This window comes from Streptomyces collinus Tu 365 (assembly GCF_000444875.1).
GTDB classification, from domain to species: Bacteria; Actinomycetota; Actinomycetes; order Streptomycetales; family Streptomycetaceae; genus Streptomyces; species Streptomyces collinus_A.
On the sequence record NC_021985.1, the window covers coordinates 6,091,015 to 6,105,909 of the forward strand.

At 72.3% G+C, this 14,895-nt stretch carries 13 protein-coding genes; 6 read left to right on the forward strand and 7 right to left on the reverse strand.

Translation table 11 applies throughout. From position 1 onward, the window contains the following. Window positions 1-39 precede the first annotated feature (39 nt). From B446_RS26580 to B446_RS26590, 3 genes are read left to right on the forward strand one after another with little or no spacing between them, the layout of a single operon-like run. Complete coding sequence (locus B446_RS26580; RefSeq protein WP_020942517.1) at window positions 40-1,641, forward strand: ABC transporter permease; 1,602 nt, start codon at window positions 40-42, stop codon at window positions 1,639-1,641. After that, entirely contained in the window at window positions 1,641-2,663 is a 1,023-nt protein-coding gene (locus B446_RS26585) for an ABC transporter ATP-binding protein (RefSeq protein WP_020942518.1), read from the forward strand. Before B446_RS26580 ends, B446_RS26585 begins: the two co-directional genes overlap by 1 nt. Window positions 2,664-2,687: 24 nt before the next feature. Next, window positions 2,688-3,485, forward strand: a complete 798-nt coding sequence (locus tag B446_RS26590; RefSeq protein ID WP_043476500.1) for a maleylpyruvate isomerase family mycothiol-dependent enzyme — start codon at window positions 2,688-2,690, stop codon at window positions 3,483-3,485. Window positions 3,486-4,040: 555 nt separating this feature from the next. Here B446_RS26590 and B446_RS26595 read toward each other — a convergent pair. From B446_RS26595 to B446_RS26625, 7 genes are all read right to left on the reverse strand, one after another. Beyond that, a complete protein-coding gene (locus B446_RS26595) occupies window positions 4,041-4,733 on the reverse strand; it encodes an LAETG motif-containing sortase-dependent surface protein (protein WP_043476502.1) in 693 nt (230 codons plus the stop codon). A 163-nt stretch (window positions 4,734-4,896) separates the two neighbouring features. Further along, the gene (locus tag B446_RS26600; protein WP_020942521.1) at window positions 4,897-6,021 is read right to left on the reverse strand and encodes an LOG family protein; all 1,125 of its coding nucleotides are present in this window, start codon (window positions 6,019-6,021) and stop codon (window positions 4,897-4,899) included. Window positions 6,022-6,059: 38 nt separating this feature from the next. After that, window positions 6,060-6,467, reverse strand: coding sequence for a VOC family protein (locus B446_RS26605; RefSeq protein ID WP_020942522.1), 408 nt, complete (start codon window positions 6,465-6,467; stop codon window positions 6,060-6,062). 120 nt (window positions 6,468-6,587) lie between these two features. After that, entirely contained in the window at window positions 6,588-8,033 is a 1,446-nt protein-coding gene (locus B446_RS26610) for a hypothetical protein (protein WP_020942523.1), read from the reverse strand. After that, window positions 8,015-8,755, reverse strand: coding sequence for an ABC transporter ATP-binding protein (locus B446_RS26615; protein ID WP_020942524.1), 741 nt, complete (start codon window positions 8,753-8,755; stop codon window positions 8,015-8,017). Before B446_RS26615 ends, B446_RS26610 begins: the two co-directional genes overlap by 19 nt. A 210-nt stretch (window positions 8,756-8,965) precedes the next feature. Next, window positions 8,966-10,348 carry an aspartate aminotransferase family protein gene (locus B446_RS26620; RefSeq protein WP_078614807.1) on the reverse strand — a complete coding sequence of 461 codons (1,383 nt, stop codon included), beginning with the start codon at window positions 10,346-10,348 and terminating at the stop codon, window positions 8,966-8,968. Then, window positions 10,333-10,854 carry an Lrp/AsnC family transcriptional regulator gene (locus B446_RS26625; protein WP_020942526.1) on the reverse strand — a complete coding sequence of 174 codons (522 nt, stop codon included), beginning with the start codon at window positions 10,852-10,854 and terminating at the stop codon, window positions 10,333-10,335. The genes B446_RS26620 and B446_RS26625 overlap by 16 nt, the downstream gene beginning before the upstream one ends. A 205-nt stretch (window positions 10,855-11,059) precedes the next feature. Between B446_RS26625 and B446_RS26630 the strand changes: the two genes are divergently transcribed. The 3 genes from B446_RS26630 to B446_RS26640 all read left to right on the forward strand — a co-directional run bounded on the left by B446_RS26630 (window position 11,060) and on the right by B446_RS26640 (window position 14,865). After that, the gene (locus B446_RS26630) at window positions 11,060-12,499 is read left to right on the forward strand and encodes a gamma-aminobutyraldehyde dehydrogenase (protein WP_020942527.1); all 1,440 of its coding nucleotides are present in this window, start codon (window positions 11,060-11,062) and stop codon (window positions 12,497-12,499) included. Between the two features lie 229 nt (window positions 12,500-12,728). After that, window positions 12,729-13,919 (forward strand): extracellular solute-binding protein, encoded by a 1,191-nt coding sequence (locus B446_RS26635; protein ID WP_020942528.1) that lies wholly within the window; start codon window positions 12,729-12,731, stop codon window positions 13,917-13,919. A 418-nt stretch (window positions 13,920-14,337) separates the two neighbouring features. Beyond that, window positions 14,338-14,865 carry a hypothetical protein gene (locus B446_RS26640; RefSeq protein ID WP_043476505.1) on the forward strand — a complete coding sequence of 176 codons (528 nt, stop codon included), beginning with the start codon at window positions 14,338-14,340 and terminating at the stop codon, window positions 14,863-14,865. Window positions 14,866-14,895: the final 30 nt, after the last annotated feature.

Here is a 14,895-nt window from a genome sequence, read left to right on the forward strand (position 1 = left end):
CCCCGCGGCCGTACCAGGAGCGCGGCGCGGCTCGGCCTGATGGCCCTGCCCGTCGCGTTCTTCGCGGTGTTCTTCGCCTGGCCGGTGGCCGCGATCGTCGCGCGCGGACTGAAGGTGGACGGCGTCTGGCAGTTCGGCCGGATGACGGACGTCGTCACCCAGCCGGACATCCGGCACGTCCTGTGGTTCACCACCTGGCAGGCCCTGGCCTCCACCGCGCTCACCCTGCTGCTCGCGCTGCCCGCCGCCTACGTCTTCGCCCGCCTCGACTTCCCCGGCAGACAGCTGCTGCGGGCGGTCGTCACCGTCCCGTTCGTCCTGCCGACCGTCGTCGTCGGCACCGCCTTCCTCGCCCTCGTCGGGCGCGGCGGGCTGCTCGACGAGCTGTGGGGCGTACGCCTCGACACCACGGTGTGGGCGATCCTGCTGGCGCACGTCTTCTTCAACTACGCGGTCGTCGTCCGCACGGTGGGCGGGCTCTGGGCCCAGCTCGACCCGCGGCAGGAACAGGCGGCCCGGATGCTCGGGGCCTCACCCCTGCGCGCCTGGCGGAAGGTCACCCTGCCCGCGCTCGGGCCCGCCGTGGCCGCCGCCGCGCTGATGGTGTTCCTGTTCACCTTCACCTCCTTCGGCGTCGTGCAGATCCTCGGCGGCCCCACCTTCTCCACCCTCGAAGTGGAGATCTACCGGCAGACCTCCGAGGTCTTCGACCTGTCGACGGCCGCCGTCCTCACCCTCGTCCAGTTCGTCGCGGTCGGCGCGATCCTCGTCGTGCACGCCTGGACGGTACGGCGCCGGGAGACCGCGCTGCGCCTGGTGGACGCGGCCTCGACCGCCCGCCGGCCGCGCGGCGGCGGACAGTGGGCGCTGCTCTCCGGGGTCCTCACCACCGTCGTCCTTCTCATCCTGCTGCCGCTCGCCGTGCTGGTCCGGCGCTCCCTCGACGCGCCCGGCCTCGGCTACTACCGGGCGCTGACCGACTCCGACGGCGGCACCTTCCTCGTGGCACCGCTGCACGCCGTGTGGACCTCGCTCCAGTACGCGGCGGCCGCCACCGCCATCGCCGTGCTCGTCGGCGCTCTCGCCGCCGCCGCGCTGACCCGCCGGGACGCGGGGCGGCTGGTACGGGGCTTCGACGCGCTGCTGATGCTGCCGCTCGGCGTCTCCGCCGTGACCGTCGGCTTCGGTTTCCTGATCGCGCTCGACAAGCCGCCGCTGGACCTGCGCCAGTCGTGGATCCTGGTGCCGCTCGCCCAGGCGCTGGTCGGCGCCCCGTTCGTCGTACGGACCATGCTGCCCGTGCTGCGCGCCGTGGACGGGCGGCTCAGGGAGGCGGCAGCCGTGCTCGGCGCCTCGCCCTGGCGGGTGTGGCGGGAGGTCGACCTGCCGCTGGTGCGGCGGGCGCTGCTGGTCGCGGCCGGGTTCGCGTTCGCCGTGTCGCTGGGCGAGTTCGGGGCGACCGTGTTCATCGCCCGGCCCGACAACCCGACCCTACCGGTCGCCGTCGCCCGGCTGCTGAGCCGCCCCGGCGACCTCAACTACGGGCAGGCGATGGCCCTGTCCACGATTCTGATGGTGGTGTGTGCGGCCGCGCTGCTGGTCCTGGAACGGCTGCGCACCGACCGGACGGGGGAGTTCTGATGCTGCTGAGCCTCGACGCCGCGACCGTGCGCTTCGGCGGGCGGCCCGCGCTGGACGCGGTCGACCTCGGCGTCGCCGAGCACGAGGTGGTGTGCGTGCTCGGACCCAGCGGCAGCGGCAAGTCGACCCTGCTACGGGCGGTGGCCGGGCTGCAGCCCCTGGACGGCGGACGGGTGCTGCTCGACGGCCGGGACCAGTCGGGCGTGCCCGCGCACCGCCGGGGGGTCGGGCTGATGTTCCAGGACCACCAGCTCTTCCCGCAGCGGGACGTCGGCGGCAACGTGGCCTTCGGGCTGCGGATGCACGGTGTGGCGAAGGGCGAACGGGAGGCCGAGGTCGGGCAGTTGCTGGACCTGGTCGGGCTTCCGGGGGCGGCTCGGCGGGCGGTGACCGCGCTGTCCGGGGGCGAGCAGCAGCGCGTGGCCCTCGCCCGGGCGCTCGCGCCCCGCCCCCGGCTGCTCATGCTGGACGAACCCCTCGGCCAGCTCGACCGCTCGCTGCGGGAGCGGCTGGTGGTCGAACTCCGCGAGCTGTTCGGCCGGTTGGGCACGACCGTGCTGGCCGTCACGCACGACCAGGGCGAGGCGTTCGCGCTGGCCGACCGGGTCGTGGTGATGCGGGACGGCCGGATCGCCCAGTCCGGGACACCGCTGGAGGTCTGGCAGCGCCCGGCGGACGCGTTCGTGGCCCGTTTCCTCGGCTTCGACAACGTGGTCCCGGCGACGGTCGCGGACACGGCCGCCGTCACCCCCTGGGGCAAGCTGCCCGTGCCCGACGGCTCCGCCGAGGGCGCCCGGCATCTGCTCGTACGGCCCGCCGGGGTACGGCTCGTGGCGGCCGACGAGGGGCTGGCCTGCACGGTGGCCGCCCGCACCTTCAGGGGCACCCACGTGGCCGTACGTCTCCAGCCCCGCGACGGCGGCCCGCGCCTGGAGGCGGCCTGCGCGCTGCGGGACGCTCCGGCGGTGGGGGACGCGGTGGGTGCGCAGTTCGACGTGGCCGAAATCGTCGTGCTCGGATGATCACCGCGGCCTAGGGTGAGGCGCATGACCTTGCTCGCACATGACCGATACTGCGACGAAATCGCCCACCAGGTAACCGAGTTGAGAACGGTCGTGGTCTCCGGCACGGACCTCGCCGCCATCGTGCCGACCTGTCCGGACTGGTCGCTCGAAGACCTCGTGCGTCATATGGGGGGTGCGCTGCGCTGGGTGAACGCCCTGGTGCGCGAGCGGGCGCAGGCGGACATCCCGTTCGACCGGATCCCGCGGTGCGGGGGCCCGGAGGAGCGGGGTGACGCGGCCGCGCTGGCCGCGTGGCTGGGCGAGACCGGCGACCTGGTCGTGGAGGCCCTGCGCGAGGCCGGTCCCGACACCGAGGTGTGGAGCTGGGCCGGCATCCCGACCTCCGGCTTCTGGGCGCGGCGCATGGCCCACGAGATCACCGTGCACCGCGCCGACGCCACGCTCGCCGCCGGGCTGCCCTACGCGGTCGCGCCGGACATCGCCGCCGACGCGCTCGACGAGTGGCTCCAGGTCGTGGAGTGGGTGCAGCGCACCGCGTCCGACCCGTCGGCGGCCGAACTGCGCGGCCCGGGCCGCACCATCCATCTGCACGCCACCGACACCGAGCCGGACCTGAACGCCGAATGGCTCATCGAGCTGGGCGAGAACGGTGTCGCCTGGCGGCGCGGGCACGAGAAGGCCACGGTCGCCCTGCGCGGCGCGCTCACCCCGCTGCTGCTCGCCTTCTACCGGCGTCTGCCGCTGGACGCCCCCGGCCTCGAGGTGCTGGGCGAGCGCGAGGTACTGGAGTTCTGGCTGGAGCGCTCCTCGTTCGGCTGATCCGCGCGACGGGCGCCGCCGGCCTGCGGGCCATCCGCCGTCCGCGGGCCGGCCCCCGGGCGTGCGCGGCCCGTCGTCCGCCGGCCACCTGCCTGCGGGTCGTGCGCCGCCCGCCGACAGCCGGCCGCGCACCGCCCGCGCGCTCCTCGACCACCGGTCTCCGGCTGTCCGCCGGGCGTCGGCCGCCCGCGGGCTGCCTGCCTGTCGTCCGCGGTACCTTGACCGTCTGCCGTCTGCCGTCTGCCGTCTGCCGTCTGCCGTCTGCCGGCCGCGCGCCAGTTGTTCGCTGCCCCGCCGGTCGCCTGCCAGCCGGCCATCGCCTGCCGTCAGTCGACCGCGCTCCGCCCGCTGTGCTCCGTCCGCCGCGCTCCGCGCCGGCTGCACGCCGTCCGCCGCCCCACCAGCCACCCGCCGGTTGCCTGCCCGCCGGCGTCCGCTGCCTCACCGGTTGCCGTCCGCCGCCCGTCCCCCCGGACACACGACCGCGGCCCGTCCCCCGGGTATACGGGGACGGGCCGCGGCCCTGAAGGAGCGGTCGTGTCGTGAGGCGGAGCGTCAGCTGCCGGCCTTGGCTCCACGGCGGCGCATGCCGAAGTAGACCGCGCCACCGCCGACGACGACCAGGGCGCCCGCGACACCGGCGATCAGGCCGGTGTTGGAGTTGGCACCGGTCTCGGCCAGGTTCGAGTCACCGGTCGCCGGCGACGGCGCGTTGCTGGCCGGGGCCGCCGGGGCGGAGCTGGTGCTCTCGGAGGCCGACGGGGTCGGCGTCGAGGCCGGGGTGGACTTCGACGGCTTCGGCTTCGGCGACGGGGAGGCCGGCGCGGTCGGAGTCGAGGACTCCTCCTTCTTGCAGGCCGTGGACTGCGTCACCAGGTTCGGCGTGATGTCGTTGTCGACACGGCCGGCCTTGACGTGGACGCGGTAGGTGGCGTTCGGCTTCCAGGCCTCCTGGAAGGTGACCGTGGTGCCGTCGGCGGAGCCCTTGACCTTCTGCGGCTCGCCGACCTGCTTCGCGTCGGCACCGTTGTTCTCCAGGAACACGGTGATCTCGGCGGGGGTCGCGGAGGCGTCGTAGTCGGTCACGACGATGACGCCCTTGTCGCCGTCGCACTTGGCTTCGGCCTTGAACTCGCTGATGTTGCACGCGAGCGCCTGGCCGGCGACGCCGAGGGCGAGAGCGGCGGTGGCGGAGGCAACACCCAGGATGCGCACGGAACGGCGTGCACTGCGGCGGGTTATGGACAACGTTTGTCCTTTACAGAGTGCAGAACTGCGGGGGGTTTCGAGGGAGTTGAGACACCCGGTCGAGGCGAGGCCCCAACGCCCCCTGGAGTCTCACAGGTTTATAAGCGCTCCATAAGAGGTGTCAATGCATATGCCCGCAGCCACCGTTGACTTTACCTGCTTATTACCCGCAGAGACGTTTCAACGCCTCGGGGGCCTGCTCGATCCGGTCAACGAGGGCGATACGGGATTCCATCGCCCGTCCCGCCGCAAGTGACCGCAGCAGCGGCCAGGCCGGCAACTCCCGCGTCCAGTGACCCTCGTCCACCAGCACCATGGGCGTGGGCTCGCCCCGCGACTCGTAGTAGTTGGGAGTCGCGTTGTCGAAGATCTCCTGTACGGTGCCGGCGGCACCCGGCAGGAACACCACTCCGGCACCCGACCGGGCCAGCAGGCCGTCCTCGCGCACGGAGTTGGCGAAGTACTTGCCGATGTGCGCGGCGAAGGCGTTCGGCGGCTCGTGGCCGTAGAACCAGGTGGGGATGCCCACCGACTCCCCGCCGCCGGGCCAGCGTTCGCGCACCTCGAAGGCGGCTCGCGCCCAGTCGGTGACGGAGGGCCGGAACGAGGGGGACTTGGCGAGGACCAGCAACGCCTCCTCCAGCATGCCGTCCGCGAACGGCGCCGCGTACGCGCCGAGGTTGGCCGCCTCCATCGCGCCCGGTCCGCCGCCGGTGGCGACCGTGAAACCCGCGCGCGTCAACTGCCGTCCGAGACGGGCGGCTCCTGCGTACTCCATGGTGCCGCGGGCCATCGCGTGCCCGCCCATGACACCCACCACCCGTGCGCCGTCCAGGAGTTCGTCCAGGGCGTCGGAGACGGCGTCGTCGTGGATCGCGCGCAGCATCGAGGCGAAGATGTCGCCGTCGCTCCTGGTGCGCTGGAACCAGGCGTAGGCCCGGGCGTCCGGGGTCGCCTCGTAGCCCGCGCCGAGCGAGTCGAACAACTCGTCGGGTGTGTAGGCGAATCCGCGGTACGGGTCGAAGGGGAGCCCCGGGACGGGCGGGAACACCAGGGCCCCGGACGCGCCGACGCGGGAGGCCGCCTCGGGCTCCATCGGGCAGCCGAGGAAGACGGCGCCCGTGGTGTCGACGGTGAGCAGGGTCTCGGTACGGGCCGTCAGATCGACGGCCTGGACCCGGAACCGGGCCAGTGAGCCGTGCGTGGCGACCGCCTCGTCGAACTCGGCGAGCGTTTCTATCTCGCGGTCGTGGGCGGCTCGGTGCGGCTGGGCGGGTGTCGGATGCACCCGCCCATGCTAGGCACCCCGGGTCGAACGGGACGCGCTCAGCCCTGCACGGCGGCCGGGTCCATCCAGACGACCTCCCAGGTGTGGCCGTCGAGGTCGTCGAAGGAGCGGCCGTACATGAAGCCGAGGTCCTGGGTCTTGTCGCCGGCCGAGCCGCCCGCCGCGACCGCCTTCTCGACCAGCTCGTCCACCTTCTCGCGGCTCTCCGCGCTCAGGCAGATCAGCACCTCGCTGGTGCGGGTCGAGTCGGCGATCTCCTTCTTCGTGAACGTGGCGTAGTGCTGCTTGCTGAGCAGCATCGCGATGATCGTGTCGCTGATGGCCACGCAGGCGCACTCGTCGCTGGAGAACTGCGGGTTGATCGCGTAGCCGAGTTCGGTGAAGAACTTCTTCGACGTCTCGACGTCGTCGGTGGCCAGGTTCACGAAGATCATCTGCTGGTACATGGGGTTCCCTCCGGTGGTGCCGTCCGTGTCGTTCGGGTGGGTAGACACCGGCCCGGCGGGAAACTCATCGCCGCGCCGGCGACTTTCTTCCGGGCGCTCGGCGGAAAGTACCCGGGGGCCTCAGCGGGCCGACGGAAGCGCCGCCAGATCGGCGACGGCCACGGTGAGCGGTCCGAAGAGGACGAGCAGCGCGGCCGCGCGCAGCAGGGCGGCCCCGCGCAGCATCGTGGCCGGGGCGCCCAGGCGCAGCAGGGCGGCGGTGGTCTCGGCGCGGCACTGGCGGGCCTCGACGGCCGCCGTCAGCAGCGTCGCCACCGTGCATCCGGTGACCACGAGCGCGCCGAGCGTGGTCAGCGGGCCGAAGGCGGTGGCCGGGCCGTGGGACAGGGCGGTCAGGGCGTAGGCGGCCGAGGTGACCGCGCAGAGCACGCCGAGCGGGCGGCCGATCCGGGTGGCCTCCGCCATGAGCCCACGGCCGGCCAGCAGCCGCAGGGCCCCCGGGCGCGCGGACTGCAGCAGGCGCCCGCACAGGTGGGTCAGGCCGGGCCCGGCGAGGACGAGCCCGAAGGCGGTGAGGGCCCAGCCGGCCAGCACGGCGACGGCGTCGGAGGGCAGGTGGACGAGCGCGGGGACGGTACGGCCCGCGTACGCCTGCACGGTGAGGCCCGCGGCGACGGTCGCGACGCCCCAGGGCAGACCGGCAGGCGCGGTGCGCGGCGCCGGGGGAGGAGCGGGGGCACCTGCCCCGTCCGGGTGGGCCTCCGGGGCGTCGGCCGCTCCGGTTCCCGCGGCGGTTCCGGTCTCCGCACGGCCCACAGGGGCGCCGCCGGCCCGGGCACCCTCCGCGCCACCCGTGCCGTCCCTGCCGTCCGCGCCGTCCGCCCCGCTCGGGCCGGCGGCCGCGTCGCCGGTGGTCCGGTCGCTCTCCGCTCGCCGCGCGGGGGCGCGCAGCCGTGTCCCGAACCTGCCGTACGCCCCGAACGTCTCCTTGCCGGCCGTGTGGCCGTACGCGCCGAAGCGACCGAAGGTGCGCGCGTCCCGGCGGGCCGGGCGCGGGTCGCGCGGCCTCAGGGCGAGGGCCACCGTCGCGCAGGCGAGCGCCGGGACCAGGGCCAGCAGGATGAGGGCGCCGGGGAGCGGCAGGGGTCGGCCGGCGGCCAGGAAGCCGGCCGCCGCGCCGTCGAAGGGCAGGCCCTTCAGGTCGCCGCGCAGGTGCAGGAAGGCCACCAGCGCGAGCAGCGAGCCCAGTGCGGTGGACACCGCCGTGGTCAGGGCGGAGACCGCCATCAGACGGGCCGGGCCGAGCCCGACGGCCGACAGGCCCGGGCGGGGCCGGGTGCCGGGGTCCGTGCGGGCCACCGCGAGCGCGAGGTGCACGGTGGCGGCGAGCGGCACCACGCACCAGGCCAGCCGCGGCAGGGCCGTGCCCGGAGTCTCGGGGTGGCCGAGGGCGTAGCCCAGGGTGCCGAGCAGCAGGAAGCCGGTGCCGCCCGAGGCGGCGGCCACCAGCAGGCGGCGCAGCTGGACGGCGGGCCGGGCCGCGCGGGTCAGGCGGAGAGCGAGCACGCGGCCCGGCCCTCCGCGTCGGCGGCCTCCGGCAGGTGCACGGTCTTCACGCACCGTCCGTCCCGCAGCGAGACGGTGCGGTCGGCGAGGGCGGCGGTCTCGGGGTCGTGCGTGGCCAGCACGACGGTGATGCCGTGCGAGCGGGCCGCCGTGGTGAGGGTGCGCAACACGTGGGCGCGGTCGGCGCGGTGCAGCGGGGCGGTCGGCTCGTCGGCGAAGAGGACCGTGGGGCCCGTGGCGAGCGCGCGGGCGATGCAGACGCGCTGGCGCTCGGCCTGCTGGAGCCCGTGCGGACGCTTGCGGGCCAGTTCGCCGACGTCGAGGCGCTCCAGCCACTCCTGCGCGGCCACCTTGGCCCGGCGGCGGCCGACGCCGCGCAGCATCAGCGGCAGGGCGGCGTTCTCCCAGACGTTCAGCTCCGGTACGAGCACGGGGGCCGGGTCGATCCAGCCGAACCGGTCGCGGCGCAGCCGCTCCCGGGCCACCGGCCCCATCGTGTGCACGGGCGTGCTGTTGAACCACACCTCGCCGTCCTGGACCGGGGCGAGGCCGGACAGGCACCGCAGGAGGGTGGTCTTGCCGCTGCCGCGGGGGCCGCCGACGGCCAGGATCTCGCCCTCGCGTACGCCGAGCGAGACGCCGGCCAGGCCGGGCGAGCCGTCCTGGTGCCTGAAGTGCAGAGCGCGTGCCCACAGCACGTCGTTGTCCGGCGGGGCCTCCATGGGCGTACACCTCGGTTCTGATCCGTTTTCCCGTGCCTCGTCCCCCGTTGGGCGGAACGACGGCAGGGCCGATCGGTCACTGGAACGCTAGGCAGCCCTGGCGGGGAGGCCGGACAGCACACGGCCCCGGGCCGCCGTTCTCACTCGAACGGACGGCACCGGGGCCGGTACCGGTCATCCAGTCGGATGATCAGAGCCTTCGGTGGTGGCTCAGAGCTTCGTCCACGCCTCGGTGAGGGTGGCGCGCAGGATCTGCTCGATCTCGTCGAAGGTCTCCTGGTTGGAGATCAGCGGCGGGGCGAGCTGGATCACCGGGTCGCCACGGTCGTCGGCACGGCAGTACAGGCCGTTGTCGAACAGCGCCTTGGAGAGGAAGCCGTACAGGACGCGCTCGGTCTCCTCGTCGTTGAAGGACTCCTTGGTGTGCTTGTCCTTCACCAGCTCGATGCCGTAGAAGAAGCCGTTGCCGCGGACGTCGCCGACGATCGGCAGGTCGTGCAGCTTCTGCAGGGTCTGCAGGAAGGCGCCCTCGTTGTCGAGCACGTGCTGGTTGAGGCCCTCGCGCTCGAACAGGTCGAGGTTGGCGAGGCCCACCGCGGCGGAGACCGGGTGGCCGCCGAAGGTGTAGCCGTGCAGGAAGGTGTTGTCGCCCTTGTAGAACGGCTCGGCGAGCCGGTCCGAGACGATGCAGGCGCCGATCGGGGAGTAGCCCGAGGTCATGCCCTTGGCGCAGGTGATCATGTCCGGGACGTAGCCGAACTTGTCGCAGGCGAACGTCGTGCCCAGGCGGCCGAAGGCGCAGATGACCTCGTCCGAGACGAGCAGCACGTCGTACTGGTCGCAGATCTCGCGCACGCGCTGGAAGTAGCCGGGCGGGGGCGGGAAGCAGCCGCCGGCGTTCTGCACGGGCTCCAGGAAGACCGCGGCGACGGTGTCCGGGCCCTCGAAGAGGATCTGCTGCTCGATCTGGTCGGCGGCCCAGCGGCCGAAGGCCTCCGGGTCGTCACCGAAGAGCGGGGCGCGGTAGATGTTGGTGTTCGGCACCTTGTGCGCGCCGGGCACCAGCGGCTCGAAGGGGGCCTTGAGGCCGGGCAGGCCGGTGATGGACAGGGCGCCCTGCGGAGTGCCGTGGTAGGCGACGGCGCGGGAGATGACCTTGTACTTGGTCGGCTTGCCGACCAGCTTGAAGTACTGCTTGGCGAGCTTCCAGGCGGTCTCGACGGCCTCGCCGCCGCCGGTGGTGAAGAAGACCTTGTTCAGGTCGCCGGGGGCCTCGTGAGCCAGGCGCTCGGCCAGCTCGACGGCCTTGGGGTGGGCGTAGGACCACACCGGGAAGAACGCCAGCTCCTGGGCCTGCTTGAAGGCGGTCTCGGCGAGTTCCGTGCGGCCGTGACCGGCCTGGACCACGAACAGACCGGCGAGACCGTCGAGGTAGCGCTTGCCCTTGTCGTCGTAGATGTAGGTGCCCTCGCCCCGCACGATGGTCGGGACGGGGGAGTGCTCGTACGAGGACATGCGGGTGAAGTGCATCCACAGGTGGTCGTACGCGGTGCGGCTGAGGTCCTTCTGGCTCACGGTTATCGGGTTCCCCACATGTAGGTCTGCTTCTTCAGCTTCAGGTAGACGAAGCTTTCGGTGGAGCGCACGCCGGGCAGGGCCCGGATGCGTCGGTTGATGACGTCCAGCAGGTGGTCGTCGTCCTCGCAGACGATCTCGGCGAGGATGTCGAACGAGCCCGCGGCCATCACCACGTACTCGACTTCCGACATGCCGGTCAGCGCGTCCGCGATCGACTCGACATCGCCCTCGACGTTGATCCCGACCATCGCCTGCCTGCGGAAGCCCACGGTGAGCGGGTCCGTGACGGCGACGATCTGCATCACGCCCTGGTCCAGCAGCTTCTGGACGCGCTGGCGCACGGCCGCCTCCGACAGGCCCACGGCCTTGCCGATCGCGGCGTACGGACGGCGGCCGTCCTCCTGGAGCTGCTGAATGATGGCGAGGGAGACGGCGTCCAGCTGGGGGCTGTTGCCGTTCCTGGACTCGCGGGGCGAGTCCCTCTGGTCTGCGCTTCGACTGGCCACGACCTCACTGTGCACGACGTCTCGATAGTTTTGCAAGGCCGCGGCGATGAAATTCGTTGTTTGCGAGGACAAGACTTGCGGATTTCGCAGAACGGGTGGCGATGGGGGTGTTGAAAACGTGGCTGTGCCGATTAGGGTGGGTGTCTCAGCCTTCGGACAGCCGCAGTGGCGGGCCGGGGCTGGACAGCTTGAACCCTCGAACCAGATCAGGAGGCCGGCAGTGAGCACCGAGCTGCGTCGTCTGCGCAACTACATCGACGGTGAGTTCCGGGACGCCGCCGACGGACGGACCACCGAGGTGGTCAACCCCGCGACGGGCGAGGCGTACGCCACCGCTCCGCTGTCCGGACAGGCGGACGTGGACGCCGCGATGGCGGCCGCCGCCGCGGCCTTCCCGGCCTGGCGTGACACGACCCCCGCCGAGCGCCAGAAGGCCCTCCTGAAGATCGCCGACGCGTTCGAGGAGCGGGCCGAGGAGCTCATCGCGGCGGAGGTGGAGAACACGGGCAAGCCCACCGGGCTCACCCGCTCCGAGGAGATCCCGCCCATGGTCGACCAGATCCGCTTCTTCGCGGGTGCGGCCCGGCTGCTCGAGGGCCGCTCGGCCGGCGAGTACATGGACGGCATGACCTCGATCATCCGCCGCGAGCCGGTCGGCGTCTGCGCCCAGGTCGCCCCGTGGAACTACCCGATGATGATGGCGGTGTGGAAGTTCGCCCCGGCCATCGCCGCGGGCAACACGGTCGTCCTCAAGCCGTCGGACACCACCCCCGCGTCGACCGTCCTCATCGCCGACATCATCGGCGCGATCCTCCCCAAGGGCGTCTTCAACGTCGTCTGCGGCGACCGCGAGACAGGCCGCGCGATGGTCGAGCACCCGACCCCGGCCATGGCCTCCATCACCGGCTCCGTGCGCGCCGGCATGTCGGTCGCCGAGTCCGCCTCCAAGGACGTCAAGCGGGTCCACCTGGAGCTGGGCGGCAAGGCCCCGGTCCTCGTGTTCGAGGACACCGACATCGCTAAGGCCGTCGAGGACATCTCCGTCGCGGGCTTCTTCAACGCCGGCCAGGACTGCACGGCCGCGACCCGCGTCCTCGTCCAGGAGTCCATCCACGACGAGTTCGTCGCCGCGCTCGCCAAGGCCGCGGCCGAGACCAAGACCGGTCAGCCGGACGACGAGGACGTCCTCTTCGGCCCGCTGAACAACCCCAACCAGCTCAAGCAGGTCTCCGGCTTCATCGACCGGCTGCCCGCGCACGCCAAGGTCGAGGCGGGCGGCCAGCAGGTCGGCGACAAGGGCTACTTCTACGCCGCCACCGTCGTCTCCGGCCTGAAGCAGGACGACGAGATCATCCAGAACGAGGTCTTCGGACCGGTCATCACCGTCCAGTCCTTCACGGACGAGGACCAGGCCGTCGAGTGGGCCAACGGCGTCGAGTACGCCCTCGCCTCCTCGGTGTGGACCAAGGACCACGGCCGCGCGATGCGCATGTCCAAGAAGCTCGACTTCGGCTGCGTGTGGATCAACACCCACATCCCGCTGGTCGCCGAGATGCCCCACGGCGGCTTCAAGAAGTCCGGCTACGGCAAGGACCTGTCGGCGTACGGCTTCGAGGACTACACGCGCATCAAGCACGTGATGACCTCGCTGGACGTGTAGGCGCGCGGCCGCGCGCACGCGCAGGGAACAGGACCGGATCATGCGGCCCCCGGACGGGATCACCTCCCCGCCCGGGGGCCGCTGCCGTCGTGCGTGCGCGGACCGCACTCGCGCGCCCGCGGGCCGCCGCACCGCCGTGGGGCCGGTCGACAAGGTGTCGGGTCCGCTCCGGCGCACTCGACGCAGCGTCGATTGTCCGCCCGCGCGCGGCGCGGGCATCCTTTCGGGTGTGCCCGAGACCTCCAGCAAGCCGCCGCTGACCCGTCGCTCCTTCCTGCGCGCCGTCGGCGGGACCGCCGCGCTCGGCGCCCTCGCCGGCTGCGGGGTGCCCGCCGCCTACGTCGAGCCCGGCGACCGGGCCGGAGCCGACGCCTCCACCGCCGACCGCAGGCTGGCCTGGGCCAACTGGCCGCTCTACATCGACACCGACGACGACAACCCGAACAAGCGGCCCACGCTGGAAGCGTTCGAGCGGCGCACCGGGATCTCCGTCGACTACGTCGAGGAGATCAACGACAACGACGAGTTCTTCGGCAAGATCAGCCCCGCGCTGATGAACCACCAGCAGACCGGCCGGGACCTGATCGTCATGAGCGACTGGATGTGCGCGCGCTTCGTCCGGCTCGGCTGGGTGCAGCGGATGGACCGCGCGCGCCAGCCGAACGTCGCCAAGTACCTCGACCCGCTGCTGCGTTCGCCCGCCTTCGACCCGGGCCGCAACCACACCGTGCCGTGGCAGTCGGGCATCACCGGCATCGCCTACAACCGCCGCAAGCTCGGCCGTGAGATCCGGCACGTGAAGGACCTCTGGGCGGACGACCTCAAGGGCCGGGTCACCCTGCTGTCCGGCCTCGACGAGGCGTTCGCGCTGCTGATGCAGGGCAACGGCGTCGACATCACCAAGTGGACGGCGGACGACTTCCACCAGGTCTGCGACGAGGTGGAGCGCGAGGTCGGGCGCGGCCAGATCCGCCGCTTCACCGGCAACGACTACACCAAGGACCTGGTCAGCGGCGACGTCCTGGCCTGCCAGGCGTACTCGGGCGACGTCATCCAGCTCCAGGCGGACAACCCCGACATCCGCTTCGTCGTCCCCGAGGAGGGCGCCGAACTCTGGTCCGACTCCCTGATGATCCCCGACCTGGCACGCCACAAGAGGAACGCCGAGCGACTGATCGACTACTACTACGACCCCGCCGTCGCCGCGAAGCTCGCCGCCTGGGTCAACTACGTCTGCCCGGTCCCCGCGGCCAAGGAGGTGCTGGCCGCCTCCAAGGACAAGGACACGGCAGCCCTGGCCGCCAACCCCCTGATCTTCCCCGACGACACGATGCGCCAACGCCTCGCCATCGCCCGGGACATCACGTCCACGGAACGGGTGGAGTTCGCCCAGCGGTGGAACAAGATCGTGGGGCTCTAGCGACGGAGCGGGCGTCCGCCCCTTGACCGCCGGTGCACTTTCGAACAGCCGGCACCCCGGTTGCTCGCTCCGGCCCGCCAGGCGGCCAAGGCCCTGGTCGACCGGGACATCGCCCGCACACCCAGGCCGACTGGGGCCGGGGCAACCGGCTGTTCGTCGGATTCGGCCGCGGCGAACTCGCCGCCGGCCTCGTGGACGCCTTCGCGGCGTGGTTGCGGCACTGAGACAGGGCCTCGATCCAGGGCGTGCTGCCCGGACGCCCTTGGCCGGCCCAAGTCCCCCTCGCTGGGCCTGCGTACGGCACTCCGGGCAGACGACCGTGCGCTGCACCGGCTGCGCCGGAACATGAGGCTCCCGGGGGGCACGTACCCCCCACCAATATTTTGAACACGTTCAAAACAAGGCGTACGCTGAGGTCATGAGCGACAGAGCTGCCCTGCTCAAGGGCATTCGCGTGTGGCTGGGTCTCTTCGTCGTGTGTCTCGTGCTCAGCGGGGCCACCGCCTTTCCGCTGGTGCACGAACTGCGCTGGGTCGAGGACGGGTTGCGGGCGCTGTCGGTGTCCGAGTGGCTGCCGGGGCTCGTGCGGTGGATCTCCCGGGTGCGCGAGGGGCTCGACACCGTCGACGCCGACTATCCGTTCGTGCTGTACGGGACGGACTGGCTGGCCTTCGCGCATCTCGTCATCGCCGTCGCCTTCTACGGGCCTTACCGCGACCCGGTGCGCAACATCTGGGTGGTCGAGTTCGGGATGATCGCCTGCGCCGGCATCGTCCCGCTCGCGCTCGTCTGCGGCCCGGTCAGAGGGATTCCCTTCTGGTGGAGCCTGCTCGACATGTCGTTCGGGATGTTCGGGGTCGTCCCGCTGTATGTCGTGCGCCGGAAGACCAAGCGGCTGGAGGCGCTCGACGGAGCGACGGCCGCGAGGCCGCTGCCCGCGGTCTGAAGGGTGAGGCCGTACGCGCGGCACACGGCC